This window comes from Streptomyces sp. NPDC006134 (assembly GCF_040628835.1).
Classification (GTDB): Bacteria; Actinomycetota; Actinomycetes; order Streptomycetales; family Streptomycetaceae; genus Streptomyces.
In genome coordinates, this window is record NZ_JBEXTV010000013.1 from 2,380 (window position 1) to 17,701 (window position 15,322).

Sequence of the window (15,322 nt, forward strand, 5' to 3'; positions counted from 1 at the left end):
TACCCCGAAACCGAGCGGCCCCGCAAACCCCGAAACCGAGCGGCCCCGCAAACCCCGAAACCGAGCGGCCCCGCAAACCCCGAAACCGAGCGGCCCCGCAAACCCCGAAACCGAGCGGCCCCGCGAACCCCGAAACCGGGCGGCCCGGAGACCGGCGCCCGCCCCCCAGGGAGCGCGAGCGTGACATGCCGAGGGGGCCGGGGAGTGACCCCGGCCCCCTCGGCGGACCTTCCGTACGGCCCCGGCGGTACTACGCCGACGCCGCGCTCGATCCCGGCGTCCCCTTCCCGCCCGTCGCCGGCACCTTGCCCGTCGCGGCCGTCGCCGCCGCCGACAGCGGCCGGGCGATGTCCTCCAGCGAGCGGCGTTCGGCCTTGACCGCGAGGAACACGGCGACGAGACCGGCCGCGCACATCAGGCCGGCGCCGATCTGGAAGGCGAGGACCGTGTCCGCGACGACGCCGGACTCGGTGAGGTCGGCGAAGATCAGCGGGCCGCTGATGCCTCCGGCGGCGGTGCCGAGGGCGTAGAAGAAGGCGATGGCCATGGCGCGGGTCTCCATGGGGAAGATCTCGGAGACCGTGAGGTAGGCGCTGGAGGCGCCCGCGGAGGCGAAGAACAGCACCACGCACCAGCAGGCCGTCAGGGTGGTCGCCGACAGCGAACCGCGGTCGAACAGCCACGCCGTGCCGAACAGCAGCAGGCCGGACAGCAGGTACGTCGACGAGATCATGACGCGGCGGCCGACCGTGTCGAACAGCTTGCCGAGCACGAGCGGGCCGACGAAGTTGCCCGCGGCGATGACGGCGAAGTAGTAGCCGGTGTGGCCCGGCGGCACGTCGTAGAAGGTGGTGAGAATGGCGCCGAAGCCGAAGGTGATGGCGTTGTAGAGGAACGCCTGGCCGATGAAGAGGGACAGGCCGAGGACGGCGCGGCGCGGGTAGCTGTGGAAGACGGTCTTGGCGATCAGGCCGAAGCCGATGCTCTTGCGCTGGTGGATGGTGATCTCACCGGCGGGCGGCGGCAGCGGCTCGCCCTTCTCCCGCTCCACCTCCCGCTCGACGCCCGCCACCAGTTGCTCGGCGTCCTCGCCGCGGCCGTGGATGAACTGCCAGCGCGGGGACTCCGGGACGTGCCGCCGCACCAGCAGGATGACCAGGCCGAGGACGACGCCGAGGGCGAAGCTGAGCCGCCAGCCGAGGTCCTTGGGGAAGATCGAGGTGTCCAGCATGACGATGGACAGCAGCGCGCCGCCGACCGCGCCCAGCCAGTAGCTGCCGTTGATGATCAGGTCGACCCGGCCCCGGTAGAGGGAGGGGATCAGCTCGTCGATCGCGGAGTTGATGGCCGCGTACTCGCCGCCGATGCCGAAGCCCGTCAGGAACCGGAACAGGAAGAACCACCACGACTCGAACGACAGCGCGGTCAGCGCGGTCGCGGCCAGATAGACGGCCAGGGTCGCCATGAACAGCTTCTTGCGGCCGTAGCGGTCGGTCAGCCAGCCGAAGAAGAGCGCCCCGGAACAGGCGCCCGCCACGTACAGGGCGGCGGCCAGACCGGTGACCTGCGCGGAGGTGATGTCCAGGCCGCTGCCTTCCTCGGCGAGACGGCCGGCGACGTTGCCGACGATGGTGACTTCGAGACCGTCCAGGATCCAGACCGTGCCGAGCCCGATGACGATCATCCAGTGCCACCGCGACCAGGGCAGCCGGTCGAGACGGGCGGGCACGGACGTGGTGACGGTCCCGGTGGAGGCGGGCACGGAGGCCGGTTCCGGTGCTGATGCTGCTGCTGTCATGTGGCTCCCTCTCCGTCGAGCGACCCCCTCCCGTCTGCCCCGGGACCGGGACGATCACGCCCGACGAACCCGGGACTACGCTCCCAGCATGCGGGAGACGGTGTAGATCAGCAGCCCGGCGAGAGAGCCGACCACCGTGCCGTTGATCCGGATGAACTGCAGGTCGCGGCCGATGTGCGCCTCGATCTTCTTCGTGGTGTGCTCGGCGTCCCAGCCCGCCACCGTGTCGGTGATCAGGGAGGTGATCTCCCGCCGGTAGGTGGTGACCACGTACACCGCGGCGCCCTCCACCCAGGAGTCGACCTTGCCCTGGAGCTTGTGGTCGGAGGCCATGCGGGCGCCGAGGGAGAGCAGCGAGGCCCGCACCCGCAGCCGCAGTTCGCTGCGCTCGTCCTCCGCCGCCGAAACGATCATGGATCGTACGGCCGTCCAGGCGGACGCGATCAGATCCTGGACCTCGCCGCGGCCCAGCACCTCGGACTTCAGCCGCTCCACCCGCGCACGCGTGTCGGTGTCGGACTGGAGGTCGGAAGCGAAGTCGGTGAGGAACCGGTCCAGGGCGCCGCGCGCCGGATGGGCGGGCATGTCGCGCATCTCGGTGACGAACCGCAGCAGTTCCTTGTAGACGCGCTCGCCGACCTTGCGGTCCACGAACCGGGGCGTCCAGCCGGGCGCCCCGCCCTGCACGGCGTCCATCACGGAGTCGCCGTGCGCCACCAGCCAGTCGTGGGCACGGGAGACGATCAGGTCCACCGCCCGCCGGTGGCCGCCGTCGGCGACGACCTTCTCCAGCATCTTGCCGATGCCGGGGGCGACCTCCTGCGCGTTCGCACGGCGCGTGATCGCCTCCCCCACCACCGCCTGCACATCCGAGTCCCGCAGGACCGTCAGGGCACCGCGCAGGGCCGCCGACAGCTCCGCCGTGACCCGGTCGGCGTGCTCGGGCACCGCCAGCCACGCACCCAGCCGGCTGCCGATGCCGACGGCCCGCAGCCGCTGCCGCACCACGTCCTCGGACAGGAAGTTCTCCCCGACGAACTCGCCGAGCGAGACACCGAGCTGGTCCTTCTTGGTGGGAATGATCGCGGTGTGCGGGATGGGCAGGCCCAGGGGGCGGCGGAAGAGGGCGGTGACGGCGAACCAGTCGGCGAGCGCGCCGACCATGCCGGCCTCCGCGGCGGCGGAGACGTACCCCGCCCAGGCGCCCGCACCCGCGTGGGAGGCCCACTCGGCCAGCGCGTACACCAGGGCGACGAACAGCAGCAGCCCGGTGGCGGTGAGCTTCATACGGCGCACCCCGCGCCGCTTCTCCTCGTCCGCCGGGCTGAACGCGGCCATCGCGCGGTTCATCGCGGCACCGGAGCGGGCAGACTGCCCACCGGCGCCGCCCGCGGCACCGTCCCCCGCGCCGTCCCCGGCCCCGCCGGGAAGTCCCGTACTCGTCCGTTCCATCCGCTCCACCCGTTCGGTGATCCCGCACACATTGTCCCTTCCCGTCCGACTCCCGGAACGGAACACAAGTTCCCGGCGTCTGTCCGGTCGGGGGAACGGCAGAGGGTCCCGCCGGCCCTCCCCGGCCCATGACGCATCATGGGCCCATCGGCTCGGAGCCTCGGGCTCCCGTCTCCCCAGGAGAACAGCACCGCATGACCCGGGGTCGTGGCCACGCCCTGCTCGCCGCCATCGTCGCGACGATCGCGGCCCTGTCCGTCGCCCTCTACGCCGGAGTGGCGGCCGACGACGGTACGGCGCACCGCGCCGGCCCTCCCGGCAGCCCCCACCCGCACAACTCCGCCGCCCCCGCCTCCACCGGCAACTGGGTCGGCACCTGGGCCACCGCACCGGCCGGAGCCGAACCGGGCACCGAGGCGACCGGCCTGGCCGGCCGCTCGGTCCGCAACGTCGTGCACACGACCGTCGGCGGTACGAGTGCCCGCATCACCCTGTCCAACCTCTACGGCCGCACCCCGCTGACCATCACCCACGCCTCCCTCGCCCTGGCCGCCGGCGACGGCTCCGCCGCCGCGCTCCCCGGCACCATGCGGCGGCTCACCTTCGCCGGCAGCCCCCGGACCGTCATCCCCTCCGGCGGGCAGGTGACCAGCGACCCCGCCCCCCTGGCCGTCCCGCACGACACCGACGTCCTGGTCACCACCTACTCCCCCACCCCGTCCGGGCCGGTCACCTACCACCCGCACGCCCGGCAGACCAGCTACCTCGCCGACGGCGACCGCACCGAGGACGTCACCCCCGCCGCGTACACCGAGCGGACCCCGTACTGGCGCTACCTGACCGCGCTGGACGTGCTGAGCCCCGAGGCGGACGGCACCGTCGTCGTCCTCGGCGACTCGATCACCGACGGCGTCTCCTCCACCATGGACGCCGACCGCCGCTGGACCGACGTCCTCGCCGCCCGGCTGCGCGCGGCGCGGGAGGCCGGACGGAACGTGCCGCACTACGGCGTCGTCAACGAGGGCATCAGCGGCAACCGGGTCCTGACCGGCGGGCGGGGCCGCCCCGCCGACAACCCCAGCGCCCTCAGCCGGTTCCCCCGCGACGTGCTGGGCCGCACCGGCGTCCGGGCCGTCGTCGTCGTCCTCGGCGTCAACGACATCCTGCGCCACCCGGGCGCCGCCGACCCGGACCGCATCCTGGACGGGCTGCGCACCCTGGTCGGCCAGGCCCACGCCCGCGGCCTGAAGGTCGTCGGAGCGACCGTGATGCCGTTCGGGGGCCACCGCGGCCACACCGCCGCCCGCGAGGCCGTACGGCAGGAGATCAACGCCGAGATCCGCGCCGGCCGGGTGTTCGACGCGGTCGCCGACTTCGACAAGGCGCTGCGCGACCCGTACGACCCGCGCCGGCTGCGCTCCGACTACGACTGCGGCGACCACCTGCACCCCAGCGACAAGGGGTACGCGCGGATGGGCGAGGTGTTCGACCTCGACGACCTGAAGGGGGCGGCTCCGGCGACGCTGTGAACGGACGCGGAAGCCACGAGGGCGGGACCTCCGAAACCCTGCCCCCCGGCCCCGGAACCCTGGGAAAACGCCCGTCGGCCCTCGGCCCTCCGCGCCCCCTCAGTCCTCCCCGCGCCTGCGGCGCTCCCGCTCCTCCCGGTGCCGCTCCCGCTCCTCCCCGCGCCGGTCGCGCAGATCGCGCACCATGTCGCGGTGGCCCTCCAGCATCCTGCGGTGGGCGTCCATCGCGTCCTGCCGGATCGAGTCCCGCAGCTCCTTCCGCGCGGCCTTGCGCTCCAGCCTCTCCTGGCGGCGCTCCTCCTTCAGCCGCTGCCGCTCCGCCCGGGTCAGCTTGCGCTCCACCCCCACACCGCCCCAGAAGGCGAACCCGGTCAGGACCACGCGCGGGGCACCGGGGTCGCCGGGCACGCCGTCCTCGTCGTGATCGAACCCGCCCATGACGCCCATCCCCCGCACCACCACCTCGACACCGGGCGGCACGATCACCTCCACCCCGCCCATGACCGCGATGCAGTTGATCTCGACCTCGCGGTCCGCGAACCGCGCCTCCCGCAGGTCTATCTCGCCGCCGCCCCAGAAGGCGAAGCAGTTGAACCGCTTCGGCACGGTCCAGCGCCCCTTGCGCTGGAAACCGGACAGGACGGCGACGGCCCACGTCGACGTCCCCTCGCCGCCGACGATCCGCTCCGCCCAGCCCCCGTCCCCGGCGGGCTCCTTCACCATCGACACCCGGGGCGCGGCACCAACCGGCAGATCCCGGGTGATCGGCGCCAGCTCCCCGTACGTCCGGGCCTTGTACGTGGCGTCCAGCCGCTCCTCGAACTCCGCCATGTCCAGCCGCCCCTCGGCGAGGGCGTCCCGCAGGACCTCGGCGACTCGTTCACGGTCGGCATCGGATGCGCGCAGTTCAGGGGCGTCGTCGGTCATGGACAGCAGCCTACGAGCCCGGCGCGCACCGCACTACGCACTTGACTTGTCCGCGTACATCCTGGCGATCACCGCTTCGATGTCCGGCTCCCGCACCGACAGGTCGACCAGCGGATACTCCGCCGCGATCCGCGCCACCAGCCCGGCCGCCGGCGCCGACGCCGGGAACGCCAGCCACTGCCGGGGCCCCTCCACCCGCACCACCCGCGCCGGCGCCGGGACGTCGACCGGCGGCAGCTCCCGCTCCAGGTCCACCACCAGCGTCCGTTCACCCTCCCCCGCCTCGTGCAGCCCGGCCACCGGACCGTCGTACACCAGCCGCCCGTGGTCGATGACCATGACCCGGGAGCAGAGCTGCTCGATGTCCTGCAGGTCGTGCGTGGTCAGCAGCACCGTCGTCCCGCGCTCCGCGTTCAGCTCCCGCAGAAAGCCCCGCACCTTCGCCTTGGACACCACGTCCAGGCCGATCGTCGGCTCGTCGAGGTAGAGCACCTCCGGATCGTGCAGCAGGGCCGCCGCGATGTCACCGCGCATCCGCTGACCCAGCGACAACTGCCGCACCGGCACGTCCAGCAGACCCCCCAGCTCCAGCAGCTCCACACACCGGTCGAGGTTCTCCCGGTAACGGGCGTCCGGGATGCGGTACATGCGGTGCGCCAGCCGGTAGGAGTCGATCAACGGCAGGTCCCACCACAACGTCGTACGCTGCCCGAACACCACCCCGATACGGTGCGCGAGCCGGACCCGCTCACGGGAGGGGTCGATCCCGGCCACCCGCAGCCGGCCCCCGCTCGGAGTGAGGATGCCGGTGAGCATCTTGACCGTGGTGGACTTCCCGGCACCGTTCGGGCCGATGTAGCCGACCATCTCCCCCCGGGCCACGGTGAACGACAGCCCGTCCACGGCCCGCACCCGCCGCCGCTCCCGCTTCAGGAACCCGGCCCTGCGACGCACGTCGAAAACCTTCTCCACCCCGTCGAGCACGATGAACCCGTCATCCACGCCCCGCCCACCCCCTGACTCCCCGCCCCCCGCCACGGACTGGCCCCCCACACCCGTCACATCCAACCCACCCGTCCCGCCCGTCACATCCGACCCACCCGTCCTGCCCGTCACATCCAACCCACCCGTCCCGCCCGTCACATCCGACCCACTCGTCCCGCCCGTCACACTCGACCCACTCGACGCACCCGTCACATCCGACACCGACTAGCTCCCCGTACTCCGATACGACCGCAGCCCCGCCCGCCACGCCAGCCCCGCCAGCACACAGCACACCCCGGCGGCCACCGGCGACGCGAACGCCACCCACGACGGCAGCCGCAGCGGATACGGCCGCCCCAGCACATACGACGCCGGCAGCCAGTTCACGAACGCCAGCGGCAGCACGAACGTCACCCCCCGCACCAGCTCCTGCGCGAACAACGTCGGCGGATACTGCAACAACGTCGTCCCGCCATAGGTGAACGCGTTCGACACCTCCGCCGCGTCCTGCGCCACGAACTGAAACGCCGCCCCCGCCACGAACACCGCACAGAAGATCACCGCCCCGCTCACCAGCATCACCGGCATCAGCACCACCCGGCCCGGCGTCCAGTCCACCTCCACAGCCGTCAGCGCCCAGCCCAGCACCAGCGCCCCCTGCGTGACCCGGCCCACCCGGCGCAGCGCGAACCGGTCCGCCGCCAGCTGCGCCAACACCGGCGCCGGACGCACCAGCAGCGTGTCCAGCGTGCCGTCCCGCACCCGGCGCCCCAGCCGCTCCGCCGAACCGACCGCCAGATCCGCCAGACCGAAGGCCACAGCGGACAGGCCGTACAGGAAGGCGATCTCCGGCAGCGACCAGCCGCCGAGCGCGTCCACCCGGGAGAACATCAGCAAGATCGCCACAAAATCGAGCCCGGTCACCACGAAACTCGCCACCGTCGTCATCACGAACGACACCCGGTACGTCATCGTGGAACGAACCCACATCCCCGCGATCAGCAGATAGGCCCGCAGCCCCTCCCCCACCCGGCCCCCGCACACCCCACCGCCACCGGTCCCCCCAGACCGCACCCCACCCCCGTCACCCTCCCCAGGCCACACCCCACCGCCCCCGCCCTCGCGGGACCGCACACCCACCTCACCCACCCTGCACCACCACCCGCCGCGTCGCCGCCGACTGCACCAGCCGCCCCACCGCCAGCAGCACCACCGCCCACCCCGCCTGGAAGACATACGTCCCCAGCGGATCGGCCTCCCCCAGCAGCACATCCGCCGGCCCCTGCAACAACGACGACCACGGCAGCACCCGCACCACCTCCCCGAGCGCCCCCGGGAACACGTTCAGCGGCAGCAGCATCCCCGAGCAGAAGAACGAAGCCATCCACGCCAACTGCTGCACCCCCGTCCCGTCCATCAGCCAGAACGCCGACAGCGCCACCAGGAACCGGATCGCGAAACTCACCACCATCGCCAGCACCACGGCCACCAAAAACGCCCCCCAGGCCACCACCTCCCCGGGCAACTCCACCGGAAAGAACAACGCCCCCACCGCGAACGGCACCACCCCCCGCCCCAGCAGCTGGAACAGCGCCCGCCCCAGATCCGCGGCCAGCCACCACAGCTGCAGATCCGCGGGCCGGTACAGATCGACCGCGACATCACCCGTACGGATGCGTTCCATCAGCTCGTCCTCGACCCCGCCGCCCCCCAGCGCCAGCGTCGCCAAAAACGCCTGCCCCAGCCACACATACGTCACGGCCTGCGCCTGGTCATACCCTCCGAGCTGCGGCTTCTCCGCCCACAACGCCAGATAGGCATACACCAGAATCAGCCCGAAAACAGTGTTGGTGAAGACCCCGGCCGCAGTGGCCGCCCGATACGTCGCGTACCGTCGGAAGCACCCCGCTGCGACGGCCGCGTACAACCGTCCCGCACCCACCCCGCATCCCTCCTCACCCGCCGGGCACCGAAGCGCAGGAGCCTAGTGCGCCGGCCACCGGCGAACCACGGGATTTCCGGGAGCATGCCGGTCACCGGGAACGGAACGCGCGGTACAGGAGTCTTCACCGGGGGACGCATTTGGCGTACGAGGCCGTACGGGAACGTACGACGCGAAAACAGGAGTCCGTGCACGACATGAGCGACGAGCCGCAGCCGCAGCAGCCGAAGAAGGGCTGGGCACCGGGAACGCCCCAGGCGGCCGACGAACCCGGGGGCGCCAAGGCGCCCAAGCGCAGGCGCACCGGCTGGCGCCGGCTGATCCCCACCTGGCGGATGACGCTGACCATCTGCATCGTCGGCCTCCTGCTGCTGGCCGGCGGCCTCTTCCTCGGCTACTCGATGGTGAAGATCCCGCCCGCCAACGCGCTCGCCACCAAGCAGAGCAACGTCTTCCTGTACGCCGACGGCAGCCAGCTCGCCCGCGACGGCGAGATCAACCGCGAAAGCGTCGGCCTCGCCCAGATCTCCAAGGACGCCCAGCACGCCGTCCTGGCCGCCGAGGACCGCGACTTCTACACCGAGTCCGCCGTCGACCCCAAGGCAATGATCCGCGCCGCCTGGAACACCGCCACCGGCAAGGGCAAGCAGTCCGGCTCCACCATCACCCAGCAGTACGTGAAGAACTACTACCTGGGCCAGGAACAGACCGTCACCCGCAAGGTGAAGGAATTCTTCATCTCGATCAAACTCGACCGGGAGAAGACCAAGGACGAGATCCTGGAGGGCTACCTCAACACCAGCTACTTCGGCCGCAACGCCTACGGCATCCAGGCCGCCGCCCAGGCCTACTACGGCATGGACGCCGCCGACCTCGACCCCGCCCGCGGCGCCTACCTCGCCGCCCTGGTGAACGCCCCCAGCGAATACGACGTCGTCGCCCACCCCGAGAACACCGACGCCGCCAAGAACCGCTGGAACTACGTCCTCAACGGCATGGTCGAAAAAGGCTGGCTCAGCCCCGCCGAACGCAAGGGCATGAAATTCCCCATGCCCAAGGAGACCACCGTCTCCACCGGCCTGTCCGGACAACGCGGCTACATCGTCCAGATCATCACGGACTACCTGATCAAGAACAAGATCGTCGACGAGGAGTCCCTCGACGCGGGCGGCTACCGCATCACCACCACCCTCCAGAAGGACAAGCAGGACGCCTTCGTCAAAGCCGTCGACGACAACCTGATGTCCAAACTCGACAAGAACCGCAAGGTCGACACCTACGTCCGCGCCGGCGGCGCCTCCGTCGACCCCAAGACCGGCAAGGTCGTCGCCATGTACAACGGCATCGACTACGTCAAGCAGTACACCCCCAACGCCACCCGCCGCGACTTCCAGGTCGGCTCCACCTTCAAGCCGTTCGTGTTCACCGCCGCCGTCGAGAACGGCTCCCGCACCCAGGACGGCCGCCCCATCACCCCGAACACCGTCTACGACGGCACCAACAAGCGCCCCGTCCAGGGCTGGGACGGCGGCCTCTACAACCCCGAGAACGAAGACCAGCACTCCTACGGCAACATCACCGTCCGCGAGGCCACCGACAAATCCGTGAACGCCGTCTACGCCCAGATGGCCGTCGACGTCGGCTCCGACAAGGTCAAGCAGACCGCGATCGACCTCGGCCTGCCCGCCGACACCCCCAACATGTACCCGAGCCCCTCCATCGCCCTGGGCACGGCCACCGCCAGCGTCCTCGACATGGCCGAGGCGTACGCCACCCTCGCCAACCACGGCGAACACGGCACCTACACCCTCATCGAGAAGATCACCAAGGACGGCAGGCAGGAGATCCCCCTGCCCGACCGGAAGGAACGCCAGGCCATCAGCCGCCAGGCCGCCGACACCACCACCTCCGTCCTGCGCAGCGTCGTCCAGAACGGCACCGCCACCGCCGCCCAGGCCGCCGGCCGCCCCGCCGCGGGCAAGACCGGCACCGCCGAGGAGGACACCGCCGCCTGGTTCGCGGGCTACACCCCCGACCTGGCCACCGTCGTCGCCGTCATGGGCCAGGACCCCGTCACCGCCGCACACAAGTCGCTGTACAACGTGATGGGCCTGCCCCGCATCAACGGCGGCGGAGCCCCCACCGAGATCTGGGCCCAATACACCCGGGACGCGCTCAAGGACGAGCCGGTCCGCGACTTCGACCTCCGGCTCCAGGCCGGCGCCGAAGCCGCCCAGCCCCTGCCCGCCGACCCCTCGGCCGGCACCGGCTCCGCCGAACCCTCCGACACCGGCACCCCCTCCGGCGAACCCGACACCGCCAGCCCCTCCCCCGACCAGAGCGGCACCCGAGGCGGCACCGACGGCGGCACCACCACCGGAAGCGACGGCACCGACGGCGCCACCACCGGCGACGGCACCACCGACGACACGACCGGCGGCGACACCGGAACCCCCGACACCACGACCGGAGGCAGCGGCACCACCGGCGCCCCCGGCAGCGGCACCACGGACGGCGGAACCGGAGAAGGCGGCACCGGCCCGACAACGGGCGCGACTCCGCAGATCCTGCCCCGCCGCCCATGACCGGACACCGCCCGGCCGGACACCGGCCGGGCGGACACCGGCCGGGCGGACACCGGCCGGGCGGCCCCACAGACCGGCCGATCAGTGACCGGAGGTCGCCTTCAGCCCCACCACGGCGACCAGCAGCAGACAGATGAAGAAGATCCGGGCGGCGGTCGCCGGCTCACCCAGCACCACCATGCCGAGCACCGCCGCACCGGCCGCCCCGATACCGACCCACACGCCATAGGCGGTACCAATGGGCAGCGTACGAGCGGCATACGACAGCAGAACCATGCTGGCGACAATGCCGGCACCGGTGAACAGACTCGGCACGAGACGCGTGAAACCGTCCGTGTACTTCATCCCGACCGACCAGCCGACCTCAAGCAGACCCGCGACGACCAGCAGAACCCAGGCCACGACGACACCTCCGAAAAAGAACCACAGCGCGAACTGAACGGGGGTGCGTCGTCTTTGCCTTCACCCGGTACGGCGCGTCTCGTCGGGTGATTCCAAGGTAGCAAAGAAAGGACAGAAGGGCCGGTGACCCTGGCCACCAGCCCCTCCGCCCCTCAAAACCGGCGAATCAAAACCGCCGAACCGCAAAGCGGACGATCTACAGGTACAGACCCGTCGAATCCTCCGACCCCTCGAACCGGTCCGCGGCCACGGCATGCAGATCACGCTCGCGCATCAGCACATACGCGATCCCCCGCACCTCCACCTCGGCCCGGTCCTCCGGATCGAACAGAACCCGGTCACCCGGCTCCACGGTCCGTACGTTCTGCCCCACCGCCACCACCTCGGCCCAGGCCAGCCGACGGCCGACCGCCGCCGTGGCGGGAATCAGGATGCCACCCCCGGAACGCCGCTCGCCCTCACTCGTGTCCTGCCGCACGAGTACACGGTCGTGCAGCATCCGGATGGGCAGCTTGTCGTGATGGGTGCTGTGCTCGTTTCTGTTGGCGCTCACGCCCTGAACCTACCTGCCTTCGACGAATGCCCGGACGGGTGGGTGCCCCGAAACCCGGCCCCCTCAGCCCTTACGGCGCCGGGAACCGAGGGCGAACAGCCCCACCACCCCGACCACGACCAGGGCCACGGGCACCACCCGCTCCATCCGGAGCGACCCCTCCTCGTCCACGAACCGCGCCTTCACGTCACTGACCGCACGATTGACGCCGACGTACGCCCGGCCCAGCGTATGGTCGACATTGGCGACGACCTTGGCCTTCGCGTCCCCCATGATCGTCTTGGGGTGCACCCGCACCCCGATCTCGTCGAGCGTCTCGGCCAGCACCTCGCGACGGCGCTTGATGTCCGCCTCGATCTGCGCCGGGGTTCTGGTGTCCGACGTGTCCGCCACCGTACGGCCTCCGAAGTGAAGCTGATGCTGTTCTGGACAGTCTGTCAGCTTCCCGCCGCGCCGCACGGTCAGGACCCCCGGTTACGCTGGATCGATGAGCGAGCGACTGCAGCCCGGGGACGTGGCCCCCGCCTTCACCCTCCCGGACGCCGACGGCAACCAGGTGTCCCTCTCCGACCACAAGGGCCGCAAGGTCATCGTCTACTTCTACCCCGCCGCCCTCACCCCGGGCTGCACGAAGCAGGCCTGCGACTTCACGGACAACCTCGACCTCCTGGCCGGCGCCGGCTACGACGTCATCGGCATCTCCCCCGACAAGCCCGAGAAGCTGGCCAAGTTCCGCGACACCGAATCCCTGAAGGTCACCCTCCTCGCCGACCCGGACAAGACCGTCCTGGAGGCGTACGGCGCCTACGGCGAGAAGAAGCTCTACGGCAAGACCGTCACCGGCGTCATCCGCTCCACGGTGATCGTGGACGAGGAGGGCAAGGTCGAGCGGGCCCTGTACAACGTCAAGGCGACCGGCCACGTAGCCAAGATCATCAAGGACCTGGGCATCTGAGCCCTCCCGAAACGGCCCGTACCGGAACGATCCGGTACGGGCCGTTCCGCATTTCGGGTGTAACCGTCCGATGAGCGTTTCGTTACTCCGTGCGAGGCCACGAACGCATGGCCGGAAACGGAGGGGACCCGATGGGCACCAGGACCAGCACGTACACCAAGGACCGCCTGGAGGAGGCGGCCCGGGGGGCGCGGACCTTGACGGAGGCGTTGGTGCGGTTGGGGGTGGATCCGAAGAGCTGGAAGCGACGGTACGTCTACAACCGGATGAAGGAGCTGGGCGTGGATGTCTCGCACTTCGACCGCGAGGGAGCGAAGTGGACAAGGGAGATCCTTGAGCCTGTGGTCGCCGAGTCGACAAGCGTCTACGAGGTCCTGCGTCGGCTCGGACTCGACCCGGTCGGCGGGCACCACACGAATATCTCCCGGCGCATCAAGGCCTACGGCATCGACACCTCGCACTTCACGCCGGTGGTCCGCACGGAGCGACAGAGGTACAACCAGCGCCGCCGGACCGCCGAGGAGATCCTCGTCGAAGACACGTCGGCACACGCCAGGCGCGTGCCGAGCAGCCGACTCAAGAGGGCGATGCGCGAACTCGGCATGGAGGAACGCTGCGCACTCTGCGGAATCGAGCCGGTGTGGCTCGGGGACCCGCTGCCCCTTGAGGTCGACCACATCGACGGCAACTGGCGGAACAACCGCATCGAGAACCTGCGGCTGCTCTGCCCCAACTGTCATTCGACCACCGACACCTACCGGGGCCGGGGCAAGGGACGCGTCTCATGACCAAGGGGACGCGGTACGTCCGCGAACGAATGGTCGAAGCAGCCGAGAAGTGCGCCGACATCGATGAGGTCATCGCCTTCTTCGGAGCCCGGCCGCACGGAGACCTGCGCCGCTACCTCGCGGGACGGTTCGCCCACTTCGGCATCGACATCTCGCACTTTCGCCCTTGGGGCAGGCGCCCCCGTCCCGCGGAGGAGGCGCTTCGAGCAGCGGTCGCCGAGTCGATCTCCCTGGCAGAGGTCCTACGCCGACTGGATCGGCCCGACAACGGTACGCAACGCAGGCGTCTGCGCGAGTGGATCGCCGAGCACAGGATTTCGACGTCGCACTTCCTCGGGCAGGCCCACCAGCGTGGGAAACCGAGCGCCACTGCCGAACACCCCGAGAAGGTGCTGGTGAAGAGAGACGACAGCATTCATCGAACAGCGACCAATCGCTTGCGCCGCGCACTCCTCGCTGTCGGAGTCACCGAAGAGTGCGCCCGCTGCGGAGTGGGCCCCGTATGGCACGGCAAGCCGATGACTCTGGAGGTCGATCACATCAACGGGGACTGGAGTGACGACCGGCGGGAGAACTTGCGGTTGCTGTGCCCCAATTGCCACGCGACCACCAGCACCTGGTGCAGAGGAGGCCGCCGCGCGTCCCCACAGGGCCCAGTAGAGTAGGCACGGCTGCGGGCCCGTACCCCAGCTGGCTAGAGGGCGCCGGTTTAGGTCCGGTGTGTCGTGGGTTCGAGTCCCACCGGGCCCACCGTACTCAGGGGGCCGCCCGCCGGGCGGCCCCCTTCCTCGTCGCTCAGCCCAGCAGCTCCCGTACCGCCGGTACCAGGGCCCGGAACGCCTTCCCCCGGTGGCTGATCGCGTTCTTCTCGTCCGCCGTCAGTTCCGCACAGGTGCGGGTCTCGCCCTCCGGCTGGAGGATCGGGTCGTAGCCGAAGCCGCCGGAGCCGGCGGGTTCGCGGCGCAGGGTGCCGCGCAGTTGTCCCTCGACGACCCGTTCCGTGCCGTCGGGCAGGGCGAGGGCGGCGGCGCAGGCGAAGTGGGCGCCGCGGTGTTCGTCGGCGATGTCGGAGAGCTGGGCGAGGAGGAGGTCGAGGTTGGCTTTGTCGTCGCCGTGGCGGCCGGCCCAGCGGGCGGAGAAGATGCCGGGGGCGCCGTTCATGACGTCGACGCAGAGGCCGGAGTCGTCGGCGACGGCGGGCAGGCCGGTGGCCTGGGCGAGGGCGTGGGCTTTGAGGAGGGCGTTCTCGGCGAAGGTGGTGCCGGTCTCCTTGACGTCGGGGACGTCGGGGTAGGCGTCGGCGCCGACGAGTTCGTGGGGCAGGCCGGCCTCGGTGAGGATGGCCTTGAGTTCGGTGATCTTTCCGGCGTTGCGGGTGGCGAGGATCAGGCGGTTCATGGGGTTCAG

The 15,322-nt window shown here is 70.7% G+C and carries 15 protein-coding genes, 1 tRNA gene and 1 riboswitch; of the genes, 6 read left to right on the forward strand and 10 right to left on the reverse strand.

Annotated features, from left to right (window positions below):
- Positions 1-250 precede the first annotated feature (250 nt).
- Positions 251-1,798, reverse strand: coding sequence for an MFS transporter (locus tag ABZ340_RS10905; RefSeq protein ID WP_358781440.1), 1,548 nt, complete (start codon positions 1,796-1,798; stop codon positions 251-253).
- Positions 1,799-1,873: 75 nt separating this feature from the next.
- The gene (locus tag ABZ340_RS10910; RefSeq protein ID WP_358781441.1) at positions 1,874-3,250 is read right to left on the reverse strand and encodes a DUF445 domain-containing protein; all 1,377 of its coding nucleotides are present in this window, start codon (positions 3,248-3,250) and stop codon (positions 1,874-1,876) included.
- Positions 3,251-3,444: 194 nt separating this feature from the next.
- Between ABZ340_RS10910 and ABZ340_RS10915 the strand changes: the two genes are divergently transcribed.
- The gene (locus ABZ340_RS10915) at positions 3,445-4,779 is read left to right on the forward strand and encodes an SGNH/GDSL hydrolase family protein (protein ID WP_358781442.1); all 1,335 of its coding nucleotides are present in this window, start codon (positions 3,445-3,447) and stop codon (positions 4,777-4,779) included.
- Between the two features lie 99 nt (positions 4,780-4,878).
- Here ABZ340_RS10915 and ABZ340_RS10920 read toward each other — a convergent pair whose 3' ends face one another.
- The 4 genes from ABZ340_RS10920 to ABZ340_RS10935 form a co-directional block, all read right to left on the reverse strand.
- Positions 4,879-5,706 (reverse strand): DUF1707 domain-containing protein, encoded by an 828-nt coding sequence (locus tag ABZ340_RS10920; protein WP_358781443.1) that lies wholly within the window; start codon positions 5,704-5,706, stop codon positions 4,879-4,881.
- 33 nt (positions 5,707-5,739) lie between these two features.
- The gene (locus ABZ340_RS10925; protein ID WP_358781444.1) at positions 5,740-6,708 is read right to left on the reverse strand and encodes an ATP-binding cassette domain-containing protein; all 969 of its coding nucleotides are present in this window, start codon (positions 6,706-6,708) and stop codon (positions 5,740-5,742) included.
- A gap of 207 nt (positions 6,709-6,915) precedes the next feature.
- A complete protein-coding gene (locus tag ABZ340_RS10930; protein ID WP_358781539.1) occupies positions 6,916-7,680 on the reverse strand; it encodes an ABC transporter permease in 765 nt (254 codons plus the stop codon).
- Between the two features lie 151 nt (positions 7,681-7,831).
- On the reverse strand, positions 7,832-8,632 hold the full coding sequence (locus ABZ340_RS10935; protein ID WP_358781445.1) for an ABC-2 family transporter protein: 801 nt from the start codon (positions 8,630-8,632) through the stop codon (positions 7,832-7,834).
- A 197-nt stretch (positions 8,633-8,829) separates the two neighbouring features.
- On the opposite strand from ABZ340_RS10935, the gene ABZ340_RS10940 reads away from it, so the two are divergent.
- A complete protein-coding gene (locus tag ABZ340_RS10940) occupies positions 8,830-11,217 on the forward strand; it encodes a transglycosylase domain-containing protein (RefSeq protein ID WP_358781446.1) in 2,388 nt (795 codons plus the stop codon).
- An 81-nt stretch (positions 11,218-11,298) separates the two neighbouring features.
- Here ABZ340_RS10940 and ABZ340_RS10945 read toward each other — a convergent pair whose 3' ends face one another.
- The 3 genes from ABZ340_RS10945 to ABZ340_RS10955 all read right to left on the reverse strand — a co-directional run bounded on the left by ABZ340_RS10945 (position 11,299) and on the right by ABZ340_RS10955 (position 12,565).
- Positions 11,299-11,619 carry an SMR family transporter gene (locus tag ABZ340_RS10945; RefSeq protein WP_189230978.1) on the reverse strand — a complete coding sequence of 107 codons (321 nt, stop codon included), beginning with the start codon at positions 11,617-11,619 and terminating at the stop codon, positions 11,299-11,301.
- Positions 11,620-11,661: 42 nt separating this feature from the next.
- A riboswitch (guanidine-III (ykkC-III) riboswitch) is annotated at positions 11,662-11,726 on the reverse strand.
- A gap of 89 nt (positions 11,727-11,815) precedes the next feature.
- Positions 11,816-12,172, reverse strand: a complete 357-nt coding sequence (locus tag ABZ340_RS10950; RefSeq protein ID WP_168374468.1) for a co-chaperone GroES — start codon at positions 12,170-12,172, stop codon at positions 11,816-11,818.
- Positions 12,173-12,235: 63 nt separating this feature from the next.
- Positions 12,236-12,565, reverse strand: coding sequence for a DUF3618 domain-containing protein (locus ABZ340_RS10955; protein ID WP_358781447.1), 330 nt, complete (start codon positions 12,563-12,565; stop codon positions 12,236-12,238).
- Between the two features lie 94 nt (positions 12,566-12,659).
- Here ABZ340_RS10955 and bcp point away from each other — a divergent pair, with 94 nt between their 5' ends.
- The 4 genes from bcp to ABZ340_RS10975 all read left to right on the forward strand — a co-directional run bounded on the left by bcp (position 12,660) and on the right by ABZ340_RS10975 (position 14,665).
- Positions 12,660-13,127: a thioredoxin-dependent thiol peroxidase gene (gene bcp, locus ABZ340_RS10960; RefSeq protein ID WP_358781448.1), complete on the forward strand. Its 468-nt coding sequence runs from the start codon at positions 12,660-12,662 to the stop codon at positions 13,125-13,127.
- 131 nt (positions 13,128-13,258) lie between these two features.
- A complete protein-coding gene (locus ABZ340_RS10965; protein WP_358781449.1) occupies positions 13,259-13,915 on the forward strand; it encodes an HNH endonuclease in 657 nt (218 codons plus the stop codon).
- Positions 13,912-14,580, forward strand: coding sequence for an HNH endonuclease signature motif containing protein (locus tag ABZ340_RS10970; protein ID WP_358781450.1), 669 nt, complete (start codon positions 13,912-13,914; stop codon positions 14,578-14,580). Before ABZ340_RS10965 ends, ABZ340_RS10970 begins: the two co-directional genes overlap by 4 nt.
- A 10-nt stretch (positions 14,581-14,590) precedes the next feature.
- Positions 14,591-14,665, forward strand: a tRNA-Leu gene (locus ABZ340_RS10975).
- A gap of 45 nt (positions 14,666-14,710) precedes the next feature.
- On the opposite strand, the gene rdgB is transcribed toward ABZ340_RS10975, so the two are convergent.
- On the reverse strand, positions 14,711-15,313 hold the full coding sequence (gene rdgB, locus ABZ340_RS10980; protein WP_358781451.1) for an RdgB/HAM1 family non-canonical purine NTP pyrophosphatase: 603 nt from the start codon (positions 15,311-15,313) through the stop codon (positions 14,711-14,713).
- Between the last annotated feature and the right edge of the window lie 9 nt (positions 15,314-15,322).